This is a genomic window from Tsukamurella soli (assembly GCF_039541155.1).
GTDB lineage: Bacteria > Actinomycetota > Actinomycetes > Mycobacteriales > Mycobacteriaceae > Tsukamurella > Tsukamurella soli.
In genome coordinates this window covers 34725-56232 of the sequence record NZ_BAABFR010000028.1, presented here as the reverse complement: position 1 = coordinate 56232, position 21508 = coordinate 34725, and the positions used below count along the sequence as shown (strand labels likewise).

20 protein-coding genes are annotated in these 21508 nt (G+C 71.0%); 11 read left to right on the top strand and 9 right to left on the bottom strand.

The features are described from left to right. Window positions 1–282 (top strand): hypothetical protein (locus ABD908_RS11120; protein ID WP_425584370.1); only part of this gene is annotated, 282 nt, incomplete at its 5' end. Between the two features lie 10 nt (window positions 283–292). On the opposite strand, the gene ABD908_RS11115 is transcribed toward ABD908_RS11120, so the two are convergent. Then, window positions 293–1840: a TM0106 family RecB-like putative nuclease gene (locus ABD908_RS11115; RefSeq protein ID WP_344995171.1), complete on the bottom strand. Its 1548-nt coding sequence runs from the start codon at window positions 1838–1840 to the stop codon at window positions 293–295. 194 nt (window positions 1841–2034) lie between these two features. On the opposite strand from ABD908_RS11115, the gene ABD908_RS11110 reads away from it, so the two are divergent. Continuing rightward, window positions 2035–2700, top strand: coding sequence for a DUF6474 family protein (locus ABD908_RS11110; RefSeq protein WP_344995168.1), 666 nt, complete (start codon window positions 2035–2037; stop codon window positions 2698–2700). A 314-nt stretch (window positions 2701–3014) separates the two neighbouring features. Next, window positions 3015–3170 (top strand): hypothetical protein, encoded by a 156-nt coding sequence (locus ABD908_RS11105; RefSeq protein WP_344995164.1) that lies wholly within the window; start codon window positions 3015–3017, stop codon window positions 3168–3170. A 169-nt stretch (window positions 3171–3339) separates the two neighbouring features. On the opposite strand, the gene ABD908_RS11100 is transcribed toward ABD908_RS11105, so the two are convergent. Beyond that, window positions 3340–3912, bottom strand: a complete 573-nt coding sequence (locus ABD908_RS11100; protein ID WP_344995161.1) for a TetR/AcrR family transcriptional regulator — start codon at window positions 3910–3912, stop codon at window positions 3340–3342. Window positions 3913–3995: 83 nt separating this feature from the next. Here ABD908_RS11100 and ABD908_RS11095 point away from each other — a divergent pair, with 83 nt between their 5' ends. Continuing rightward, on the top strand, window positions 3996–4913 hold the full coding sequence (locus ABD908_RS11095) for an NAD-dependent epimerase/dehydratase family protein (RefSeq protein ID WP_344995158.1): 918 nt from the start codon (window positions 3996–3998) through the stop codon (window positions 4911–4913). Here ABD908_RS11095 and ABD908_RS11090 read toward each other — a convergent pair. Next, the gene (locus ABD908_RS11090) at window positions 4863–6113 is read right to left on the bottom strand and encodes an MFS transporter (RefSeq protein WP_344995155.1); all 1251 of its coding nucleotides are present in this window, start codon (window positions 6111–6113) and stop codon (window positions 4863–4865) included. The genes ABD908_RS11095 and ABD908_RS11090 overlap by 51 nt on opposite strands. A gap of 115 nt (window positions 6114–6228) precedes the next feature. Between ABD908_RS11090 and ABD908_RS11085 the strand changes: the two genes are divergently transcribed. Further along, window positions 6229–7461, top strand: a complete 1233-nt coding sequence (locus tag ABD908_RS11085; RefSeq protein WP_344995152.1) for a cytochrome P450 — start codon at window positions 6229–6231, stop codon at window positions 7459–7461. On the opposite strand, the gene ABD908_RS11080 is transcribed toward ABD908_RS11085, so the two are convergent. Beyond that, entirely contained in the window at window positions 7448–8998 is a 1551-nt protein-coding gene (locus tag ABD908_RS11080; RefSeq protein WP_344995149.1) for a succinic semialdehyde dehydrogenase, read from the bottom strand. The genes ABD908_RS11085 and ABD908_RS11080 overlap by 14 nt on opposite strands. A gap of 103 nt (window positions 8999–9101) precedes the next feature. On the opposite strand from ABD908_RS11080, the gene rraA reads away from it, so the two are divergent. Beyond that, entirely contained in the window at window positions 9102–9590 is a 489-nt protein-coding gene (gene rraA, locus ABD908_RS11075; RefSeq protein WP_344995146.1) for a ribonuclease E activity regulator RraA, read from the top strand. 53 nt (window positions 9591–9643) lie between these two features. Here rraA and ABD908_RS11070 read toward each other — a convergent pair whose 3' ends face one another. Further along, entirely contained in the window at window positions 9644–9955 is a 312-nt protein-coding gene (locus ABD908_RS11070) for an RNA-binding S4 domain-containing protein (protein WP_344995143.1), read from the bottom strand. A 33-nt stretch (window positions 9956–9988) separates the two neighbouring features. On the opposite strand from ABD908_RS11070, the gene ABD908_RS11065 reads away from it, so the two are divergent. Then, window positions 9989–10867, top strand: coding sequence for an alpha/beta fold hydrolase (locus tag ABD908_RS11065; protein WP_344995140.1), 879 nt, complete (start codon window positions 9989–9991; stop codon window positions 10865–10867). A gap of 4 nt (window positions 10868–10871) precedes the next feature. On the opposite strand, the gene ABD908_RS11060 is transcribed toward ABD908_RS11065, so the two are convergent. Beyond that, on the bottom strand, window positions 10872–11015 hold the full coding sequence (locus ABD908_RS11060; RefSeq protein ID WP_344995137.1) for a hypothetical protein: 144 nt from the start codon (window positions 11013–11015) through the stop codon (window positions 10872–10874). Window positions 11016–11236: 221 nt separating this feature from the next. Here ABD908_RS11060 and ABD908_RS11055 point away from each other — a divergent pair, with 221 nt between their 5' ends. Next, a complete protein-coding gene (locus ABD908_RS11055; RefSeq protein WP_344995134.1) occupies window positions 11237–11782 on the top strand; it encodes a hypothetical protein in 546 nt (181 codons plus the stop codon). 57 nt (window positions 11783–11839) lie between these two features. Here ABD908_RS11055 and ABD908_RS11050 read toward each other — a convergent pair whose 3' ends face one another. Next, entirely contained in the window at window positions 11840–12616 is a 777-nt protein-coding gene (locus ABD908_RS11050) for a helix-turn-helix transcriptional regulator (RefSeq protein WP_344995131.1), read from the bottom strand. An 86-nt stretch (window positions 12617–12702) separates the two neighbouring features. Between ABD908_RS11050 and ABD908_RS11045 the strand changes: the two genes are divergently transcribed. Continuing rightward, window positions 12703–13092 (top strand): PaaI family thioesterase, encoded by a 390-nt coding sequence (locus ABD908_RS11045; protein ID WP_344995128.1) that lies wholly within the window; start codon window positions 12703–12705, stop codon window positions 13090–13092. Between the two features lie 41 nt (window positions 13093–13133). Here the strand turns inward: ABD908_RS11045 and ABD908_RS11040 are convergent, their stop codons facing one another. Together ABD908_RS11040 and gltB are read right to left on the bottom strand one after the other, a co-directional pair. Then, a complete protein-coding gene (locus ABD908_RS11040; protein ID WP_344995126.1) occupies window positions 13134–14600 on the bottom strand; it encodes a glutamate synthase subunit beta in 1467 nt (488 codons plus the stop codon). Beyond that, window positions 14593–19200 carry a glutamate synthase large subunit gene (gltB, locus tag ABD908_RS11035; RefSeq protein WP_344995123.1) on the bottom strand — a complete coding sequence of 1536 codons (4608 nt, stop codon included), beginning with the start codon at window positions 19198–19200 and terminating at the stop codon, window positions 14593–14595. Before gltB ends, ABD908_RS11040 begins: the two co-directional genes overlap by 8 nt. Window positions 19201–19432: 232 nt before the next feature. Between gltB and ABD908_RS11030 the strand changes: the two genes are divergently transcribed. Then, window positions 19433–20197 (top strand): ABC transporter permease, encoded by a 765-nt coding sequence (locus ABD908_RS11030; protein WP_344995121.1) that lies wholly within the window; start codon window positions 19433–19435, stop codon window positions 20195–20197. A gap of 88 nt (window positions 20198–20285) precedes the next feature. Beyond that, window positions 20286–21488 carry a diflavin oxidoreductase gene (locus tag ABD908_RS11025; RefSeq protein WP_344995119.1) on the top strand — a complete coding sequence of 401 codons (1203 nt, stop codon included), beginning with the start codon at window positions 20286–20288 and terminating at the stop codon, window positions 21486–21488. Window positions 21489–21508 lie beyond the last annotated feature (20 nt).

Sequence of the window (21508 nt, the reverse complement as noted above, 5' to 3'; positions counted from 1 at the left end):
CCCGCACACCACGCCCCCGCACACCACGCCCCTGCACACCGCGCACCCGCACACCGGGCGCCGGCTGCGTCGGCACCGGCGCGCATCGCCCCGGCTCCTCCGGCCCCGGCACCGTCGAACGCGGTACCCGACGACTCGTTCGCCTCAGAGTTGGGACGGATCGCCTCCACGGCCGCCGATCTCGCGCCGGCGCTGATCGCGACCGCGGGCGCCGTCGCGCTGCTCGGCAGCGCCGGCTTCATCGACGCGATGCGCAAGGCCGCCGCCGCCCGCGCCGGCTAACGAGCTGCCGCTACACCAGCGGCAGGTCGTCCACCGCCGTGCTGCACATCCACTCGCGCAGCACGCGGGTGGCGCGGACGTCGTCTTCGTTGTACTCGAGGATGCGGCGACGCTGCGCCGTGCGGGCGTCCGCGTCGTGCCCCGGCTCGCGGCCGGAGGCCACGAGGTACCACGCCATCGACGCCTCGCCACCCGCCTCGGGATCGCGCCACGCGAAACCCGCTGAGCGGGCGACCTTCTTGAGACCCCGTCCGTCGAGCGACAGGAACGACCGCCCGACCGCGATATACATGTCCACCCACTCGGAGGAGCCGATGAACTCCTCGACCGCGGCACGGGTGGGGATACCGGGCTCGCCGGCGAACCGGTCCGCCGAACCCAGCAGCCAGCGGTTCTCGGCCTGCTGTGAATAGCAATAGGCCGCGAACGTCTTGCCCGCGCCGTGGGCTTCCGCGCGTCGATCCATCAGCCACGACCAGAACGCGGCGAACGAGCGTGCCTCGTCGCGTGTGGGCAGTGGGTCCCAGGTGACGAACGGCCGGTAGCCCAGGTCGACGCCGTCGCGGTGCAGCCACGTGCCCCACAGGTATGCGCCGTCCTCCTGGAAGCTCTCCATGTCCACGTCGACCTCGACGTCGGCGCGCCGCACCGTCACCCTCGCGCGCCTGCGCACGAGGCGCTGCCCGCCCAGCCACGCCCGCGCCATCGCGCGCAGGTCGCGCCAGGAGCCCGCCAACTCGGCGGGCGGGTCACCGTCGTAGTCCACGAGCTCGTCGACGGTTTCCAGGCCCGACGCCCTGAGGATGCGCGCCGCGGACTGATCGGCGACGAGGCCCACATCCCGCACCGCGGTCAGCTGCGCCTCGCAGTCCTGCCACCACGGGCACCGTCGGCACTCCGCGACACGGACGGGCTCGGTCTCGACCTCGCCTGCCAGGATCGCCCGACGATCAGCGAACCGCTCGTCGTAGCCGGGCAGCAGCGGGGCGACATCGATACACAGGACGGCCTCGCCATCGACGCCGATCACGCCCCCGACCAGCGCAGCCGACGCGTGACCGGTGTCCTGCAGCATGCGGGTCAGGTGTGCCAGACGCATCGCGTCGCCGCGGTGCGTGCGGGCACGGCGCGTGGCGTCCTCATGCGGTGCCCACCGATCGAGCGGGGACGTCAGGGCGCCCGCACCCGGATCGGAGACCTTGTGGTTCACCACCAGGATCGGCACGTACCCGTCGCGCACGCGCTGCAGCAGCTCGGAGTGCCCCGTGCGCCCGCCCGACGGTGGCAGCACGGCGCCCCATATCCGCGGTGCGCCGCCGCGGATGGCCGCCATCGTGCGCCCCACAGCGCCCGGACCGGGTTCGATCACGGTGAGCGGGGCGAGAGCGGCCAGCCGCTCGCGCACGCGCGCACGGTGCAGCGCGGCGGCCTCCTTCCGCAGCACCGCACCCGGATCCGGTCCGGGGACGACGGTGTCGCGTGCCCCGTCACCCGATCCCGCCCCGCGCGTCTCGAGCCACAGGCGATGCCGGCAGCCGGTGAGTGCACGTGCCGGCACCGCCGGGCTCGGAGCCCGGGCCGCTTCACTTCGCCCCATCGGGGTCTCGACCGTATCCACTGAGGCCCATTATCGCGGGCACCTACGACACGAGCCGTCAGCGCCACTCGGTCGGCACACAGGGGGCCCTGGCCCGCCGGTGTGAATATGCGATGCTGTACCCACCACGAGGCCCCGGCGAAGGACGTGTAGTGATGGGACTGTTCCGCAGCAAGAAGCCGAAGACCACTCGCGCGCAGCGGCGTGCCGAGGCCCGCGCGCTGAAGGCGAAGGCCAAGCTGGAGGCCAGGCTCGCGGCGAAGAACCAGGCCAAGCGCGACAAGTCCGGCACGAAAGCCGACCTCACGCGCGCGAAAGTGATCGCCAAGATGCAGGGCAAGTCCGACAAGAACGCGCTCAAGATCGCCGAGCTCGACGCGAAGGCGGCCGTCGAGGGCAAGCTGCTGTCGCAGGTGCGCATCAAACGCTACATCTCCACGGCGCGACTCCTGGCGCCCGTCGTGGCCCCCGTCGCCTACCGGGCCGCGGCTGCCGGCCGCAACAAGCTCGACGCCGCGCGCGCCACCCGTCTGGGCGTGCCGGTCACCGAGGTGGCGCAGTACACCGGGCACGGCGGCGCGCTGGCCGCGCGGATCGACACGGCGCGCGCCTCGCTGACACGCCTCGAGCAGGCCCACCCCGACGCCGAGACCAAGGCGTTCACCGGCTCGGTGCGTACCCGCCTCGACGATCTGGCCTCTGCCGTCGCCACCTCGAGCTCGATGCCCACCGCACGCCGCCGCACGGCCAACGCCGCGGTCTCCCGTGAGCTCGACGGTGTCGAGGGTGATCTCCTCAACCGTCTCGGGGTCAGCTCCTGAGCAGAGCCCAAGGGGCGAGTGCTGCAGTCCCACCGTCGAACTCACGGTGACCTGCGGAAGGTGAAGTCCGCCACGACGACCCCGACGCCGGACTGGCACGTACAACTCGTGGGCAGCGCCGAACCCGAACACCCGGCACCGTCGCTCACGTTGACGACCGGCGATCCAGACGACGTCGGCAGCGCGGCCGGTGCGGCCCTCGCCGACACCGGAGCCCGCCGGCATCGGCATCCGCATCGCGCTGGGCGTGATCGGTATGGCCGCGGGCGCTCTCTCGCTGCGACGGCGCTCGTGACTGTCGGGAGGCGCTGACGGTGACGGGACCGGGCGCACGACCACCCGGTGGAACACCGACGCACCGGGTCACCTCCGCGGACGGGCACGTCGTCACCGGCAGCGGGCGGTCCACCCCGCCCCGGGCGTGGGTCGAGCCCGCGGTGCCGGCCTTCCTCGTGGGCCTCGCCGCCTAACCAGCGGCGCACCTGGCCGCGCGGGGGCCGGCGGCATGCCGAGGAGCGGTCCGGCCAGCGGGCGATCGCGGAGACGGCCGCCATCGCCGCGACGTTCGGTCTGGCGGCCGGCCTGTCACTCACCGCCTGACCACACGACACGCGAATGACACGCGAAACGGGAATCCGCTCACTCCAGCCGCGCGGCAGCCTCGCGCAACGCCGTGAGCTCACGCCGGGCGAGCACCGGAAGCGACTGCGACCGCGCCGGCTCCACCCAGCGGGCGAAGGCACGGCCGAACGCCTTCACACCCAGCTCGGCTGCGAGGTCCGCGTCCGGTTCCGGCACGCCACGCTCGACCAGTGCCGCCGCGGCGGAGGCGGCCAGCAGGTGCCGCTTGTACACCGACCGCTCGGCGAGTTCAGGGTTACCGGCGACCACCGCCAGCAGCCGCGGTCCGAAGTCCCGCTGCGCGGGCGTGAACGATGCACAGAGTGCGGCTACCCCGGCCCCTATCGCTTCGAGGACCGTGGCCGACGGTGGCGCGGCGGCCACCCCCTCGGCCAACAGCCGCGCGTGCACCTCCTGGCCGACGAACAGCACCTCACGCTTGTCGCGGAAGTGCCGGAAGAACGTGGTCTTGGTCAGCCCCGCCCGCTCGGCTATCTGCGCGACAGCGGTGGCGTCGTAGCCCTGCTCCGTGAACAGGTCCAGCGCCGCCATCACGAGACGTTCCTTCGCGTTCGGCTCCCATCGACCCATGAGCCAAGCATAGGTGATGTGACTCGGTACCATCATCGCGCTACAGTGACGGTACCAAGTAACGTCACTCAAGGGAGACTCCCATGCACGTTCTCATCACCGGCGCGGGCGGCCACATCGGATCCGCGATCGTCGCCGAGCTACTCCGCGCCGGGCACCAGGTGACCGGCCTGGTCCGCTCGGAGGCGTCGGCTGCCACCGTCATGGGGCTCGGCGCGCGAGTGTTGCGCGCCGACCTCGGCACGCCCGACGGGCTCGCCGCCACCGTCGCCGCGCTGGGTACCGACGGTGCCGATCGGATGGACGCCGTGATCCACCTCGCCTTCGACCACGCGGCGGTGTCTGCCGGGGACATGGCCGGCGCGGCACGGTCGGACCTCGCCGTGGTGCACGCGCTCGGCGACGCTCTCGCCGGGACCGATCGCGCCCTGGTGGCCGTCGGCATGACACCCATCGGCGATCCCGCGAGCGACGCGGCGATCGAGGCCAATCCACGCTCCGCCGTGGCGAAGACGGTGGCGGGGCTCGCCGATCGCGGCGTCCGCTCCGTGCTGGTCGGGGTCCCGCCGGTCACCCACAGCGCGGACGACCGGCACGGCTTCGTCCCCACGCTGATCGGCATCGCCCGCCGGACAGGCGTTTCCGGCTATCTCGGGGACGGGACCAACCGCTGGCCCGCCGCGCACACACGCGACGTGGCGCGCCTGTTCGCGGCGGCTGTCGAGCGCGCCCCGGCCGGTGCAGGACTATCGGCTGCAGCGGAGGAGGGGATCGAGGTCAGGGCGATCGCCGAGGCGATCGGTCGCCGCCTCGGGGTGCCGACGGTGTCGGTGGCACCCGCCGACGCAGCAACGCATTTCGGCCATTTCGCGCCGTTCGCAGCGCTGGACATCGCTATCCCCGGCGCTGCGGCCAGCCGGTCACTGGGCTGGACTCCCGTGCAGCCCGGACTACTCGCCGACCTCGACGAGGGCCACTACTTCGACGACGTCACCGTGTGAGCCCCGGTACCCGGCGCACGGGAAGGCGCGCTTGCCGGCGGCGGCGACGCCGAGCCCGGCGACCGCCAGCACCGCCCCCACCAGCGCGAGAGATGTTATAGGCGACGATGTTTCGAGCAGGACCCCGCCGAGTGCGGCGCCGAGGCCGATGCCCACGTTGGAGGCGGAGTTGATCCAGGCACCCGCGATCTCGGGTGCGTCGGGTAGGGCCCGCACCGCCGCGGCCTGGTACATCGACGACACTCCGCCGAAGGAGCCGGTCCACAGCGCCACCGCGGCGATGGTCGCGATCATCCAGTACTGCGCCACGCCTACGCACACCAGGCCACCGCCCAACACCGCCAGCACGGCGAGCACGGTTCCGCGCGGGCGGCGGTCGATCGCGCGCCCGGCGCCCCACAGGCCGATCAGGCCACAGAAGCCGAACACCATGAGCAACGGGCCCGTCCAGGTCTGGTGTACGCCGGCCGCCAGGAGCACCACGGTGATGTACGTGTAGACGGTGTAGTGGCCGAGGAATGCAAGTGCGTCCGAGACGACGACGATGCCGAGATCGCCACGCGCCCTTCGGTTCACACCATTCATGCGGGCCGTACTCCCAGGTACGGCGGGAAGCGTCGCGGCGAGCCGCACCAGCGCTACCGCGAGCGCGGCGGCCACCGTCAGGAATGCCGCGCGCCACCCCAACGCAGACCCCACCGCGGTGGACAGCGGGATGCCGAAGACGAATCCCACGGAACCTCCGCCGCCCACGATGGCGAGTCCGCGCCCCACCTGCTGCGCGTTCACGATGCGCGGCACGTATCCGATGCACACCGCGAAGAACAGGGCGTGCGACAGCCCGCCGACCACGCGGCCGGCGAGGACCACGGAGAAGGAGGGCGCCAGGGCGATCACGGTGTTGCTGAGGAGGTACACCGCCGTGGTCGCGAGGATCAGCGGCTTGCGGGGCAGGCGTCGCGTGACGATGGCGAGCGGGACGGAGCACACCGCCACCAGCACGGCGTAGACGGTGACGACCAGCCCCGTCCGCGACGTGCTGACGTCGAAGGACCGGGCGATGGTCGGGAGTAGGCCCACCGGGAGCATCTCGGTGGTGACGGCGAGGCATGCGGCGACTGCGAGGGTGAGCAGGCCGGGCATGGATTCGCGCAGGCTGCGGGTGGCAGGCGACTGGGGGGCAGTGATGCTGGTTTGCACGTGTCCCCAATATACTCAGCTTCTGAGTTTATTCGAATCGACAGGGCCCGTTGGTGATAGAAGACTCACCGCCGGCGACGATGAGCTCTCCGTCACCCCGGCGCACACTGGACGGGTGAAGCGGCTGATGTTCGACGACGCGTACTTCCGGGATCCGCACGCCGCGACCGCGGCCCTCCTCGCGGACGCGCCGGTCCACCGGTTCGCCACGGAGTCCGACATGCGCGGGTGGCTCGTGGTCGGCGCCGACGCAGCCCGGGCAGCGCTGACGGACCCGCGGATCGCCAAGTCTCGCGACGCGATGATCGGCAACGTGCCCCGACCCGGCGCGGGGCCGCTCGCGCGACTACGCCGCGCGGGAGCGCGGATGCTGGTGGCACACATGCTCGCCGCCGACCGACCGGATCATGCCCGGCTGCGCCGGTCGGTCGCGGCCGCATTCACCCCGGCGGCAGTCGCGGGGTACGCCCCGTGGATCGAGGATTCCGCGGCACGGCTGCTGGCCGACGGGGACCCGGCCTCACCCCGCGACCTCGTCGCGACCCTCGCGTTCCCGCTGCCGGCCCAGGTGATCTGCCGGATCCTCGGCCTTCCGCCGGAGAGCGCGGCCGCGCTCGCCGACGCCAGCAGCGTCCTGGGCGACGTGGTGGTCGCCGACCCCGATCACCTACGCCGAGCGGCGACGGTGTTCGCGCGCGAGCTGATTCCGCGGCTGGCGGCACGCGGCCTCGCGCCGCGGTCCGACCTGATGAGTGCGATAGCGCGCGACGTACGGTGCCGTGCGCTCACGCCGGCCGAGGCGCTGTCGACGACCGCGCTTCTGTTGATCGCGGGGCAGGAGACCACCTCGAGCCTCATCTCGCACGCGGCGCTCACGGTGATCACGCGCCCGGACCTCGCGGAGCGCGTCCGCGCCGACCCGACGGCACTGGACGGCGTCCTCGACGAAACCCTGCGATCGGACCCACCCCTGCCGGTGACCACGCTGCGCCGGACGACCGCCGCCGTCGACGTAGCCGGAACACGGATCCCCGCCGACGAATGGGTGCTCGTCTCACTGCTCGGCGTCGGGCTCGACACGGACGGGGATCCGCACGCGCACATGGCCTTCGGCCACGGAATGCACTACTGCCTAGGGTCGCACCTGGCCCGGCTGGAGGCACGGATCGCCATCACCGCGCTGTTCGACCGGTTCCCGCGCGCCGCGCTGGCGCCCGGGACCCGGCTGAGCCGGCGGCGTAGCGTGGTGTTCCGCCAGCTCGAGCGACTCCCCGTCGTCCTGGCACCACGCGACACGGCCCCGGAGCCGATCGATCCCCCACGCGCGGGCGGCGCTACCGACCGATGAACTTCAGGTTCTTGACGATCTCGGGCACCAGAGTCAGGAACACGTTGCGCGGCACGAACTTCACGCCACCCAGGCCGATCACGCGCTGACGGGCGATGGTCTGCGACTCCATGTACTTCAGGAGCCCCTCGGTGCCGTGCCGGCGCCCGACACCACTGATGCCCATGCCGCCCATCGGGGCGGCGGTGGAGCCCCACGCGGCGGCATAACCCTCGTTGATGTTGACGGTGCCGGCGTTGATCCGTTCGGCGATGGCCTGTGCCTGCTTCGCACTGCCGGCGAAAACGCTTGCGTTGAGGCCGTACTCGGTGTCGTTGGCGCGTTCCACCGCCTCGTCGACCGACTCGACCGCGTAGACCGACACCAGCGGGCCGAAGGTCTCGTTCGCATAGCAGGTCATCTCGTCGGTGACGCCGGTCAGCACGGTGGGCTCGTAGAAGTACGGGCCGAGGTCCGGCCGCGCCTTCCCGCCTGCGACAACGGTGGCCCCCTTGGCCACGGCGTCGTCGACATGCGCGGCCACGGTGTCGATCTGCGCCTGCGACGCGAGCGAGCCCATCTCGTTGACGAAGTCGTAGCCCGCCCCCAGCGGCAGCCGCGCGATGCGCTCCGCGAATGCCTTCGTGAACGCCTCGACGGCCGGACGCTCCACGTAGATGCGCTCGATCGAGATGCACAGCTGCCCCGAGTTCGAGAAGCACGCACGGGCGGCACCGTCGGCGGTGTGCTCGATCGGCGCATCGGCGGTGACCACCATGGGGTTCTTGCCGCCCAGCTCGGCGGAGAAGCCGATCAGGCGGCGGCCGCACTGCTCGGCGAGGGTGGCGCCGGTGGCCGACGAGCCGGTGAACATCAGGTAGTCGCAGGCCTCGACGATGGCGGTGCCCACCACGGCGCCGGGTCCGGGGACCACGGCGAACAGGTCCTTGGGCAGGCCGGCCTCGTACAGCAGCTCGGCGGCGGCGAGCGCACAGTAGGGCGTCTGACTGTCGGGCTTGATCACCACGGCGTTGCCGCCGGCCAGCGCGGCCACGGCGTCGGACACAGCCAGGGTCAGCGGGTAGTTCCAGGGCGAGATGACGCCGACGACGCCCTTGGGCTGATAGCGCACGCGGGTGGCGGTGAACACGGGCAGCATGCCCGCGACGCGCTTACCCGCGAGCAGCCCCGGGGCGTTCCGGCCGTACCAGCGGGCCGTCATCGCGACGTCGAGCGTCTCCTCCTGCGCGTACTGCCGGGCCTTGCCGGTCTCCGCCTGGATCATGTCGACCAGGTCGCTGCGGCGGGCGTTGACCAGGTCGGCGAACTTCAGCAGGACCTGTGCGCGCTCCCTGGCCGGTCGCTTCGCCCACTCGACCTGGGCGGCACGAGCCCGGGTGAAGGCGACCTCGACATCCTTCTCGGTGCCGATCGGGATCGTGGTGAGCGTCTCGCCGGAGAACGCCTCGAGCACGTCGCGGCTCGTGCGGGACTCGGGGGTGTCGATGGCGGCGAGCGCGCGGAGTCGGTCGAACGTGGCCTGGGTGGGAGCTGGCATGTGGGCCAGGTTACCCGCTTGTTGATGGACACTCAATAGGGCGCCGATCAGACGGTGCCACAGGCCGTGGGGTGCGCAGGCCCCCGGATTAGGATCGGCGGGCATGAGCCACGTCCAGTTCACCCCCACCGCCGACCTCGTCGATGAGATCGGCCCTGACGTCCGCAGCTGCGACACCCAGTTCCGCCAGTTCGGTGCGCGCCGAGCGTTCGCCGGCACCGTCGTCACCGTCCGCTGCTACCAGGACAACGCGCTGCTGAAGTCCGTGCTCGGCGAGCCCGGCGAGGGCCGCGTCCTCGTAGTCGACGGCAGCGCCGAGGGCGTGCCCTCGCTGCACACCGCCCTCGTCGGCGACCTCATCGCCGAGCTCGGCCGCTCCAACGACTGGGCCGGCATCGTGGTGTTCGGCGCGATCCGCGACTCCGCCGTGATCGGCACCCTGAACATCGGCGTCAAAGCGCTCGGTACAAACCCGCGCAAGTCCACCAAGACCGGCCACGGCGAGCGCGACGTGCCGGTGAGCTTCGGCGGGGTCACGTTCAACCCCGGCGACACGCTCCACAGCGACGACGACGGCATCGTACTGCTCTAGCAGCGTTCCGCGGAACGCTCAGGCCAGGTGCCGCGCGGGACGAGGTCGTCCCGTCACCGTCGCCACCGGCGCTTCTTGCCGGACGGCGACGGTGCCGGGGTCGGCTCGACCTCCTCGACGATCTCCTCGACCACGGCGCCGCCCTCGTCCTGCACCACGCGGGCCTTGGCGCCGCGCAGGGCCACCAGATCGCCGGATCGCAACTGCCGGCCCCGGCGCGTCTCCATGGCGCCGTTCACCAGCACCTGCTCGTCGGCGATCACGAACTTCGCGTCCGAGCCGGACTCCACCAGGCCCGCGAGCTTGAGGAACTGCCCGAGCAGGATGGACTCGTCGCGGATCGTCACTTCGATGATGTCTGCCACGACATAGATTCTGCCGGGTCGTAGGCTCGGCGTGTGCCGCCACCCGCTCCCGGTGATTCGATCGAGCTCGCCGGCGTCCGCACGCACATCGTCGTCGACGAGCCGCGTCGCACCGAGGACGGCGTACCCGCCGTCCTCTCGTCCGGTCTCGCCGGCAACTGGTTCGACTGGGATCACTGCGCCGCGCTCCTCGCGTTGCGCCGCCGTGTCGTGCGACTCGACCGCCCCGGCTACGGCCTGTCCGACCCGTGGCCGAACGACGTGCTGCCCACCATCGACGCGGAGGTCCGACGGTTCGCCGGCCTCCTCGATCACCTGGAGATCGAGCGCGCCGTGCTGGTCGGTCATTCGATGGCGAGCTTCTACGTGGAGGCGTTCGCGCGGATCCACCCCGACCGCACCGCGGGCATCGTCGTCCTGGACGGGAGCGTGGAAGACACGCCGCACCCCGTTCTGCCGGAGCGGACCCGCTCCCGGCTGGTCCTGGGCGGAGTCGGCACCACGGCGCGCTTGCGGCTGGGCCGACTCGCGGCGCCGGCGGTACGGAAGGTGCTCATCCACTCCGCCCCGCCGGGCGGGTTCACCGAGGGGCAGCGCGCCTGGTACCGGCAGATCGTCCCGACCGACAGGTACATGGTCGCGGCGCTGCTCGAGAACGCGCAGTACCCGATCATGGCGCGCGAGCTCCTAGCGGTGCGCGAGCGATACCCCCGGCTCACGGCCCCCGTGACGGTGGCGGCGGCGTTCAGCGGGCGGCCCTCGCCGTGGGCCGCGCACTGGTCGACGGTGCAGCGCCGCTACGCAGCGCGTCTGAGCGGGGAGTTCGCGGTGGTGTCACCGGCGGGCCACCACATGATGATCGACCAGCCGGGCCAGGTCGCCGCGCTCGTCGAACGCGTGCGCCGCCGGTGACGCGCTACGCGCGCAGGTCGCGCAGGTCCGCTGCGGTGACGAGCCGCTCCGAGTCCTCAGTGAGCATCCGGATCAGTCTGCGCGTGCGCAGACGGCTGATGCCGAGGGTGGATCGGTTGTCGGTTCGTCCGAATCGAGTCAGCTTCACGAGATGCTCCGAGGTTACGTGCGGCGGAATTCAGTAACGTAAACAGTACTTTTGATCTCCGGTGCCGTCCATTCGAGCGGCCGCAACGTGGCCAAGTCGACACCGACGGTTTCACATTCGCCACACGAGTATCACCCGTCCCGGCCGTGTGCGCGACCCGACGCGCCGGAGCGTCAGGGGCGACCAGTGGACCGCGAGCGTTCATCTCTACCGTCGTCCCCATGGAGATCCGGTTCACGCGGTCGGCGGGCGTCGTCATGCTGATCGTGCTGTGCGCGCTGTTGGGCACGCTCTTCGTGGTGGCTGCGGCCGCGGTGATCGCGTCCGGGGATGTGCTGGGCGTCGACCTCTTCGTGGGCCCCCTCGGCCTACTGGTCCTATGGGCGACGTGGGCGCTCGCGCGCAGGGTGTGGCGCCGCGAGATGCTGGCGGTCGTCGACCCGGCCGGCATCACATTCCCGCGGATCAAAGACCCCGCGCTGCGGCGGTGGGAGTGGTGGGAGATCGCGCGCGTCGACGGCGTGGACATCCGGGCGAACGCCTCCAGGATCCGGGAGCTGCGGTTCGTGCTCGCGGACACCCCCCGTGCACGCACGCTGTACGACACGTTCCCCACCCGCAACACCTGGCTCTCGTCGCGCAGGACACAGTTGCAACAGGCCACCACGGTGCGGTTCGCGGCGGGTGTCCGCCCGCGACGGCCCGAGGTCGCGCGATATCTGGGTCTCGTCGGACCGCGCACCGCGGGTCTGCCGTTCCGGCCCTGACCACTGTCGAACCTCGGTGGGATCGCCCCCGTATCGCGTCCACGCCCCGATCCGGCGCTATTCCACCGAGGTCGAGACGGCCGCCAGCCGGGCCCGCGTCGCCTGGTCCGCGGGCAGCAACGTCTCGAGGTGCAGGTCGTCGATGGTGGCGTCGTTCGGCGTCAGCACCACACTGACCACGCTGAACAGCCGCAGCGGCGGCTCCCCCGGCTCACCGCGCAGCACGAGTTCCACCACCGGCCCCGACGGCACCGACGCCGCATCGCCGCCCGGAAACGCCCGACACTCATCGAGCAAGGCCGTCAGTCGCGCGTCTGCGATGCGGTCGGCGCGCGCACCGACCTGGTGCAGCAGGTGCGCACGCCAGCCGCCGAGCCCGACGATGCGCGGCGCCAGCCCGTCCGGATGCAGGCTCAGTCGCACGACGTTGACCGGCGGCTCGAGCAGGTGCGGCGCGCAGCCCTCGAGCAGCGGCCCCACGGCGGCGTTCGCGTCGACCAGGTCCCAGTACCGGTCGAGCAGCACCGCGGGGTACGGCATGTGCGCGTCGAGCAGCGTGCGGAACGACGCGAGAACAGCGGAGGAGTCCGACGGTGTCGGCTGATACCGCGGCGCGTAGCCGCCCGCGAGCAGCAGGCCGTCGCGCTCGCGAAGCGGCACGTCGAGATGCTCCGCGAGCCGCAGGATCAGCTCGGCGCTGGGCCGAGCCCGCCCCGTCTCGACGAAGCTCAGGTGCCTACCGCTCACCTCGGCCCGGCTCGCGAGTTCCAGCTGGCTCAGGTGCCTGCGGTGCCGCCACCTGCGCAGCAGCCCACCCACCTCCGCCGTCGTCATGGCGTCGACGCTAACCCCGCCGGGTAATCGTCGCCATTACCTCCGACGTAATCGCCTGAGGCGAAGCGGTGGCGCAGACTGCGGACATGACGGATCCCGCGGCGCTCATGCCCTTCGCGACCACCCTCGGCATCTCGGCGCCCGAGGCGACCCCCGACCGGGTGGTGTGCACGCTCGACCATCGGCCCGAGCTCGCGACCGCGGGCGGCGCGATGCACGGCGGCGCGCTGATGACCCTCGCGGACTGCGCGGGCGCGCTGCTCGCGGTGCTCAACCTGCCGCCGGGAGCGTCGACCACCACGACGGCGTCCACCACCAACTTCCTGCGCGCCGCGACCGGCGGAACACTCACGGCCACAGCCGAACCCGTGAAGGTGGGCAGGCAGGTGATCGTGGTGCAGACCACGGTCCGCGACTCGCTCGGCAAGGCGCTCACGACCACCATCGCGACGCAGCAGGTCCTCGCCCCACGCTGAAGTGATCGACGGACCGCCCAACAACGTCCGCTCGTACCTCGCTACCGCTGGGGCGCGTCTGTCGGCGCGATCGGCGCCGGCAGCGCCGTGTAGCCCATCAGGAACTCGTCCACGGCCGCCGCGGCGCTCCGACCCTCGGCGATGGCCCACACGATCAGCGACTGGCCGCGCCCGGCATCGCCGGCCACGAACACGCCCGGCACCGTCGTCTGGAAGTCGTCGCCGCGCTTGACGTTGCCGCGGTCGGTGTACTCGACGCCCAGCTTGTCGAGCAGGTCGCCCCGCTCGGGGCCCACGAAGCCCATCGCCAGGAGCACCAGGTCGGCCTTCAGCTCGAAATCCGAACCGGGCACCCGCTCGAACTTCCCGCCCGAGAACTTCACCTCATGCGCCTTCAGTGAGGTCACCCGGCCGTCCTCACCGACGAACTCCTCGGTGTTCACGGCGTAGACCCGCTCGCCGCCCTCCTCGTGGGCGGACGACACGCGGTACATCAGCGGGTACAGCGGCCACGGCGTCGAGTCGGCGCGCGCCTTCGGGGGCATCGGCATGATCTCGAACTGGTGCACCGACGCGGCGTCCTGCCGCAGCGCCGTGCCCAGGCAGTCGGCGCCGGTGTCCCCGCCGCCGATGATCACGACGTGCTTGCCACGTGCGTGGATCGGGGGCAGGCCCGCGTCGTCGGTGACATCGTCGCCGAGCTGCACGCGGTTGGCCCACGGCAGGTACTCCATGGCCTGGTGGATGCCGTCCAGCTCACGGCCGGGAGCCGGCAGGTCACGCCCCTTGGTGGAGCCCATCGCGAGTACCACGGCGTCGAAATCGGACTGCAGCTGCTCCACCGTCACGTCGACGCCGACGTTGACGCCCGTCTTGAAGACGGTGCCCTCCGCGTTCATCTGGGCGAGGCGGCGGTCGATGTGCCGCTTCTCCATCTTGAACTCGGGGATCCCGTAACGCAGCAGGCCGCCGATGCGGTCGGCGCGCTCGAAGACGGTCACGGTGTGCCCGCCGCGGGTCAGCTGCTGGGCGGCGGCCAAGCCGGACGGCCCGGATCCCACGACGGCGATCTTCTTGCCGGTCAAGGTGGTCGGGTGCTGCGGTGAGACCCAACCCTCGTCGAAGGCGCGGTCGATCAGCTCCACCTCGACCTGCTTGATCGTCACCGGGTCCTGGTTGATACCGAGGACGCAGGACGCCTCGCACGGTGCGGGGCACAGCCGCCCGGTGAACTCCGGGAAGTTGTTGGTGGCGTGCAGCCGCTCGATCCCGTCGTGCCAGCGGTCCTTGTAGACCAGGTCGTTCCACTCGGGGATCAGGTTCCCCAGCGGACAACCGTTATGACAGAAGGGGATACCGCAGTCCATGCAGCGCGACGCCTGCTTCTGCAGGGTCTGCCGCTCGAACGGCTTGTACACCTCCTTCCAGTCCAGCAGACGCAGCGGAACGGGCCGCCGCACGGGCAGCTCCCGCGAGGTGTGCTTGATGAAACCCTGGTAATCAGCCACGTGCGGCCTCCATCACTGCGTCGTCGACGTTCCGGCCGTCCAGTTCTGCGCGGGCGATCGCGGTGAGCACCCGCTTGTAGTCGCGCGGCATGACCTTCGCGAACAGTCGCCTCTCACGCGGCCAGTCCGCGAGGATGTGCGCAGCGACGTCCGAGCCGGTCAGGTCGTAGTGCTTCTCCACCACGCTGTGGACGAACTCCTTGTCCGCCTCGTCCAGCGACTCGAGATCGACCAGCTCGGTGTTGAGGTCGCGGACGAAGTCCTCACCCGGGTCGTACACGTATGCGACGCCGCCGCTCATCCCGGCACCGAAGTTGCGTCCGGTGGTGCCGAGGACCACGACCCGGCCGCCGGTCATGTACTCGCAGCCGTGGTCGCCCACGCCCTCGACCACGGCGGTGGCGCCCGAGTTGCGCACCGCGAACCGCTCGCCCACGCGGCCGCGGATGAACACCTCGCCGGCGGTCGCGCCGAACAGGATCACGTTGCCCGCGATGATGTTCTCGGCGGCGACGAAGCCCTCGGGGGCGTCGGCCGCCGGGCGGACCACGATGCGGCCGCCCGAGAGGCCCTTGCCCACGAAGTCGTTGGCGTCACCGAACAGCGTGAGCGTCATACCCTTCGGCACGAACGCGCCGAAGCTGTTGCCCGCGCTGCCGCGGAAGGTGATCGAGATGGTGTCCTCGGGCAGCCCGTCTGCGCCGTACGCCTTGGTGACCTCGTGGCCGAGCATCGTCCCGACGGTGCGGTTGACGTTGGTGATGGCCGACTCGAACGCCACCGGGGTGGTGTTGTCGAGCGCCTCCCGGGCCTGCGTGATCAGCTGCTGATCGAGCGCCTTGTCCAGCGAGTGGTCCTGCCGACCGGAACAGTAGAGGTCCTGGTTCATGAACGGCGAGTCCACCTGGGCCAGGATCGGCGACAGGTCGAGCTTGCCGGCCTTCGCGCCCTTCCAGTGCTCGAGCGCGGCCGCGGTGTTCAGCACCTGCGACTGCCCGACAGCCTCGGCGAGCGTGCGGAAGCCGAGCTGCGCGAGCAGCTCTCGGACCTCCTCGGCGATGAACAGCATGAAGTTCTCCACGAACTCCGGCTTGCCCGAGAACCGGCGGCGCAGCATCGGGTTCTGCGTCGCGACGCCCACCGGGCAGGTGTCGAGGTGGCATACCCGCATCATGATGCAGCCCGACACGACCAGCGGCGCGGTGGCGAAGCCGAACTCCTCACCGCCGAGCAGGGCGGCGACGATGACGTCGCGGCCCGTCTTGAGCTGGCCGTCGACCTGCACGACGATGCGATCCCGCAGGCCGTTGAGCAGCAGCGTCTGCTGCGTCTCCGCGAGGCCCAGCTCCCACGGGGCGCCTGCGTGCTTGACCGACGTGAGCGGGGTCGCGCCGGTGCCACCGTCGTAGCCCGAGATGAGCACGACGTCGGCGTGCGCCTTGGAGACACCCGCCGCGACCGTGCCGACACCGATCTCGGAGACCAGCTTCACATGGATGCGGGCCTGCGGGTTGGCGTTCTTGAGGTCGTGGATCAGCTGCGCGAGATCCTCGATCGAATAGATGTCGTGGTGGGGCGGCGGCGAGATCAGGCCGACGCCGGGCGTCGAGCCGCGCACCTCGGCGACCCACGGGTACACCTTGTGCGGCGGCAGCTGGCCGCCCTCACCGGGCTTCGCGCCCTGCGCCATCTTGATCTGGATGTCGGTGCAGTTACTGAGGTAGTGCGAGGTCACGCCGAACCGGCCGGACGCGACCTGCTTGATCGAGGACCGCCGGAAGTCGCCGTTCTCGTCGGGGTAGAAGCGCCGCGAGTCCTCGCCGCCCTCCCCCGAGTTGGAGCGGCCGCCGAGGCGGTTCATCGCGATCGCGAGGGTCTCGTGTGCCTCCGCCGAGATCGAGCCGTAGCTCATGGCGCCGGTCGAGAAGCGCTTGACGATCTCGGACGCGGGCTCGACCTCGTCGAGCGGGACGGGCGGGCGGTCGGGCACGATCTCGAACAGGCCGCGCAGGGACGCCAGCTTCTTCGTCTGGTCGTTGACCAGGCTGGTGTACTCCTTGAACACCTTGTACTGGCCCGTGCGGGTCGAGTGCTGCAGCCTGAACACCGTCTCCGGATTGAACAGGTGGTACTCGCCCTCGCGGCGCCACTGGTACTCACCGCCCACCTCGAGCTCGCGGTGCGCGAGCTCCTCGGGGCGCTGCAGCAGGGCGCGGCCGTGGCGTGCGGCCACGTCGGCGGCGATCTCGTCGAGGCCGACGCCGCCGAGCTGGCTCTGCATGCCGGTGAAGTACTCGTCGCACAGCTCCTGCGACAGGCCGATCACCTGGAACAGCTGCGCACCCGTGTACGAGGCGAGCGTCGAGATGCCCATCTTGGACATCACCTTGAGCACGCCCTTGCCGGCGGCCTTGACGTAGTTGGCGACGGCCTTCTCGCGGGAGATGCCGGGCAGCTCGCCACGCACCACCATGTCCTCGACGGTGGCGAACGCCATGTACGGGTTGACGGCGGCGGCGCCGAGGCCGACCAGCAACGCCATGTGGTGCACCTCGCGAGCGTCGCCGGACTCGATGATGAGGCCGACCTGCGTGCGGGTCTTCTCGCGCACCAGGTGTTGGTGCACCGCCGAGGTGAGCAGCAGCGACGGGATGGGCGCGAGCAGCCGGTCCGAGTTGCGGTCGGACAGGATGATCAGGCGGGCGCCGCCGGCGATGGCCTCGGAGACCTGGGTGCGGACGGTGTCGAGCGCGTCGGCCAGGCCCTGGCCGCCCTCGGCGACCGGGTACAGGCCCGGGATGACCACCGAGCGGAACTCGGGCAGGTTGCCGTCGTCGTTGACCTTGACCAGCTTGATCAGCTCGTCGTTGTTGAGGATCGGCTGATCCAGCTTGATCCGCCGACAGCTCACGGCCGAGGGGTGCAGCAGGTCGGACTCGCTGCCGATGGTGGCCCCGAGGCTGGTGACGATCTCCTCGCGGATGGCGTCCAACGGCGGGTTGGTGACCTGCGCGAAGAGCTGCTGGAAGTAGTCGAACAGCAGCCGCGGGCGCAGGGACAGCACGGCGACGGGGGTGTCGGTGCCCATGGAGCCGATCGCCTCGGCGCCGGTCTTCGCCATCGGCGTGAGCAGGATGTTCAGTTCCTCGGTGGTGTAGCCGAAGATCTGCTGCCGTTCGGTGACCCGGTCGTGCGGCATCACCGGGCGCGGCCGATCGGGCAGCTCAGACAGCTGCAGCAGGCCCTCGTCCAGCCACTCCTGGTACGGCTCGGCCGCGGCCAGGTCGGCCTTGATCTCGTCGTCGGAGACGATGCGGCCCTGCGCGGTATCCACCAGGAACATGCGACCGGGCTGCAGGCGGGTCTTGTAGACGACCTCGCTGTGCGGGATGTCCAGGATGCCGACCTCGGAACCGAGGACGGCGAGGCCGTCCTTCGTCACCCAGATCCGCGACGGCCGCAGACCGTTGCGGTCGAGCACCGCACCGATCACGGTGCCGTCGGTAAAGCACACCGCGGCCGGGCCGTCCCACGGCTCCATCAGGCTCGCGTGGTACTCGTAGAACGCCCGCCGGGCGGGGTCCATGTCGTGATTGCGCTCCCACGCCTCGGGGATCATCATCAGCACGGCGTGCGGCAGCGGCCGGCCGCCCAGGTGCAGCAGCTCGAGCACCTCGTCGAACCGGGCCGTGTCGGATCCGCCCTTGGTACAGATCGGGTAGATCTTCTCGGCCGCGTCCGCGCCGAACACCGACGGATCGAGCAGCGCCTCACGCGCGCGCATCCAGTTCTCGTTGCCGTTGACGGTGTTGATCTCGCCGTTGTGGGCGACGCGCCGGTAGGGGTGCGCCAGCGGCCACGACGGGAACGTGTTGGTGGAGAACCGCGAGTGCACCAGGCCCAGCGCGGAGGTGACCCGCGAGTCCTGCAGGTCGAGGAAGAAGCCACGTAGCTGGGGCGTGGTGAGCATGCCCTTGTAGACGAACGTCTGCCCGCTCAGCGACGGGAAGTACACCGTCTCGGAGCCCTCGGCGCCGGCGCCGGCACCGTCGGTACCCAGCTCACGCTCGACGCGCTTGCGGATCACGAACGCGCGCCGCTCGAGGTCCATACCCGCCAGGGCGGCGCCGGACTCGTCCTCGCCCGCGATGAAGACCTGTCGCAGCGTGGGCATGGCGTCGCGGGCGAGCGCTCCCAGCGACGAGTCGTCGGTGGGCTGCTCGCGCCAGCCGAGGACCCGCAGGCCCTCCTCGGCCACGATCTCCTCGACACCCTTCGCCGCTGCGGCGGCGGCGGCGGCGCCCTGCGGGAGGAAGGCGATGCCGGTGGCATAGGAGCCGGGCTCGGGCAGGTCGAAATCGACGACGGCGCGGAAGAACGCGTCGGGTACCTGGATCAGGATGCCTGCGCCGTCACCCGTATTGGGCTCGGCGCCCGCCGCTCCTCGGTGCTCGAGGTTCACCAGGGCCTGAATGGCCTTGTCCACGATGTCTCGGCTCTTCCGGCCGTGCATGTCCACGACGAACGCGACACCGCACGCATCGTGTTCGTGAGCAGGGTGGTAGAGCCCCTGGGGGCCGGGGGGTGTGAATCGGCTCATCGTGAACCTGCTTTCGCAGCAGCGCCTCGCGGCGGGTACGTCAAAACATGCCTGGTGACATGAGTGGGCCACCGCAGGCGTCGTTGGCTGTGCTCAAACGATAAGGATCAAGCCGGTATAACGCCAAATCCAATCAGCTCGCGAAGAAAACGAGATCGGGTTCTGTCAGCCTTACCTTATTCAATGCTCACACGGGCTCATAGACATGGAACACGCAGGCTAGATTGGCCCGGTGACATCGACGTCCGCGGGCGAGCTGCTGCGCCTGGGGCCCGCCCTGGCGGTCGCACTGGTGCTGCTCGCGCTCGCGGCCACGAGCGTCGCGTGGCTGGGCCGGACGGGCCACGCGCGGCAGGTCGCGTGGGCGTCGCTGCGGGCTACGGTGCAGCTCACGGCGCTGGGTGCGGCGCTGACGTACATCGTGGACGATCTGTGGTTCACGGCCGCGTTCCTGCTGCTGATGTCCCTGGCGGCGGCATGGACGGCCACCGGCCGCATCCTGCGCGGCCGGCCGACCCCGCGGACCATGGCGCTGACCTGGGCCGCCGTCGCCGTCCCGGCCAACACGCTCGTCGTGGTCCTCGTTCTCGCCGCCGTGGTGCCCGCCAAGGGAATCGCGATCATCCCGACCGTCGGGATCATCATGGGCGGGGCGATGACCACCGCTTCGCTGGCCGGGCAGCGCGCGCGGCACGAGCTGACCACCCGCATCGGCGAGGTGGAGGCCGGGCTGGCACTGGGCCTGGAGCCGGTGTTCATCCGGCTCGAGGTGTGCCGGCCGGGCGCTGCCACGGCGCTGATCCCCGCACTCGACCAGACGCGCACGGTGGGGCTGGTGACCATCCCCGGGGCGTTCGTGGGCATGGTGCTGGGCGGCGCCGCACCGTTCGTGGCCGCCGTGATGCAGCTGTTCGTGCTGGTCGCGCTGCTGGCGAATTCACCGATCGCACTCGTGGCGGTCACGCAGTTCGTGGCGCGCGGGTGGTACGACCGGTAGGTGCCGCGCCGCGCGCGTCCTACCCTGGTTCGGAACCGACGGCTAGCGGCTAGTACCGACGAACAGCGAAGCAGAGGTGTCACCCACCGTGTCAACGCAGACAGGCTCGACCGCGTCCAGGCTCGCCCAGCCGCGCTGGAGCAAGCGCTCGCCGTACCCCGCCCGGCTGCTGGCCGACCGCCTGCTGTCCCGCAAGGGCAGCGGCAAGGAGATCCGACACTACGAGCTGGACCTGGGCGACAGCGGGATCGAGTACGCGCCGGGCGACGCCCTCGCGGTGTGCCCGATCAATCAGCCGGGGCTGGTGGAGGCACTGCTGGGCGCGCTGGGCTTCGACGGTGACACGGACGTCGACGGCGCGCCGCTGCGGGAGCGCCTGACCCACGACTGGGAGATCTCGACGCCGCACCGACCGCTGCTCAAGGCGCTGTGGGAGCGCGACCCGAGCAGCGAGCTCGCGGCGGTGCACGGCCGCGGCGACAAGCACGCGATGTCGCATTACCTCTGGGGCCGCGACATCCTCGACCTACTGCACCTGAGCCCCGGGGTCGGTTTCGAGGCCGCCGAGCTGCCGAAGGTGTTCCGACCGCTGCAGCCGCGCGCGTACTCGATCAGCTCCAGCCCGCTCGCCATGCCCACTCAGGTGCACCTGACGGTGGCGACGGTGCGCTACGGCGGCGGCGTGGGAGGTCGCGACGCGGCCGACCGGGTGCGGGGCGCGGGGCCGGCGGGACCGCGCGTGCACGGCGGCGTGTGCTCGACGTACCTCGCCGACCGGGTCGACGTGGGCGACACCGTCGGGGTCTTCCTGCAGGCCAACAAGGCCTTCCGGCTGCCCGAGGACGACCGGCCGGTGATCATGGTGGGCCCGGGCACCGGCATCGCCCCGTTCCGCGGCTTCCTGCACGAGCGGGCCGCGCGCGGCGCGACGGGCCGCAACTGGTTGTTCTTCGGAGACCGGCATCGCGCCACCGACTACCTGTACGAGGAGGAGCTCGCCGGATTCCAGGCGTCGGGCGTGTTGGACCGGCTCGACCTCGCCTTCTCGCGGGACACCATCGAGAAGCTGTACGTGCAGGCACGGATGGCGGAGAACGCCGCCGAGCTGTGGGAGTGGCTGTCGGCCGGGGCGTGTCTCTACGTGTGCGGCGACGCGACGCGCATGGCGCACGACGTGGACGCGGCGCTGCACCGCATCGTCGTCCAGCAGGGCGCGATGGACACCGAGGCCGCGAGCGCTTATGTCAAGCAGCTCAAGCGGGACCACCGGTACATGCGCGACGTGTGGTGAGCCCGCGTCGAGGTGCGGAC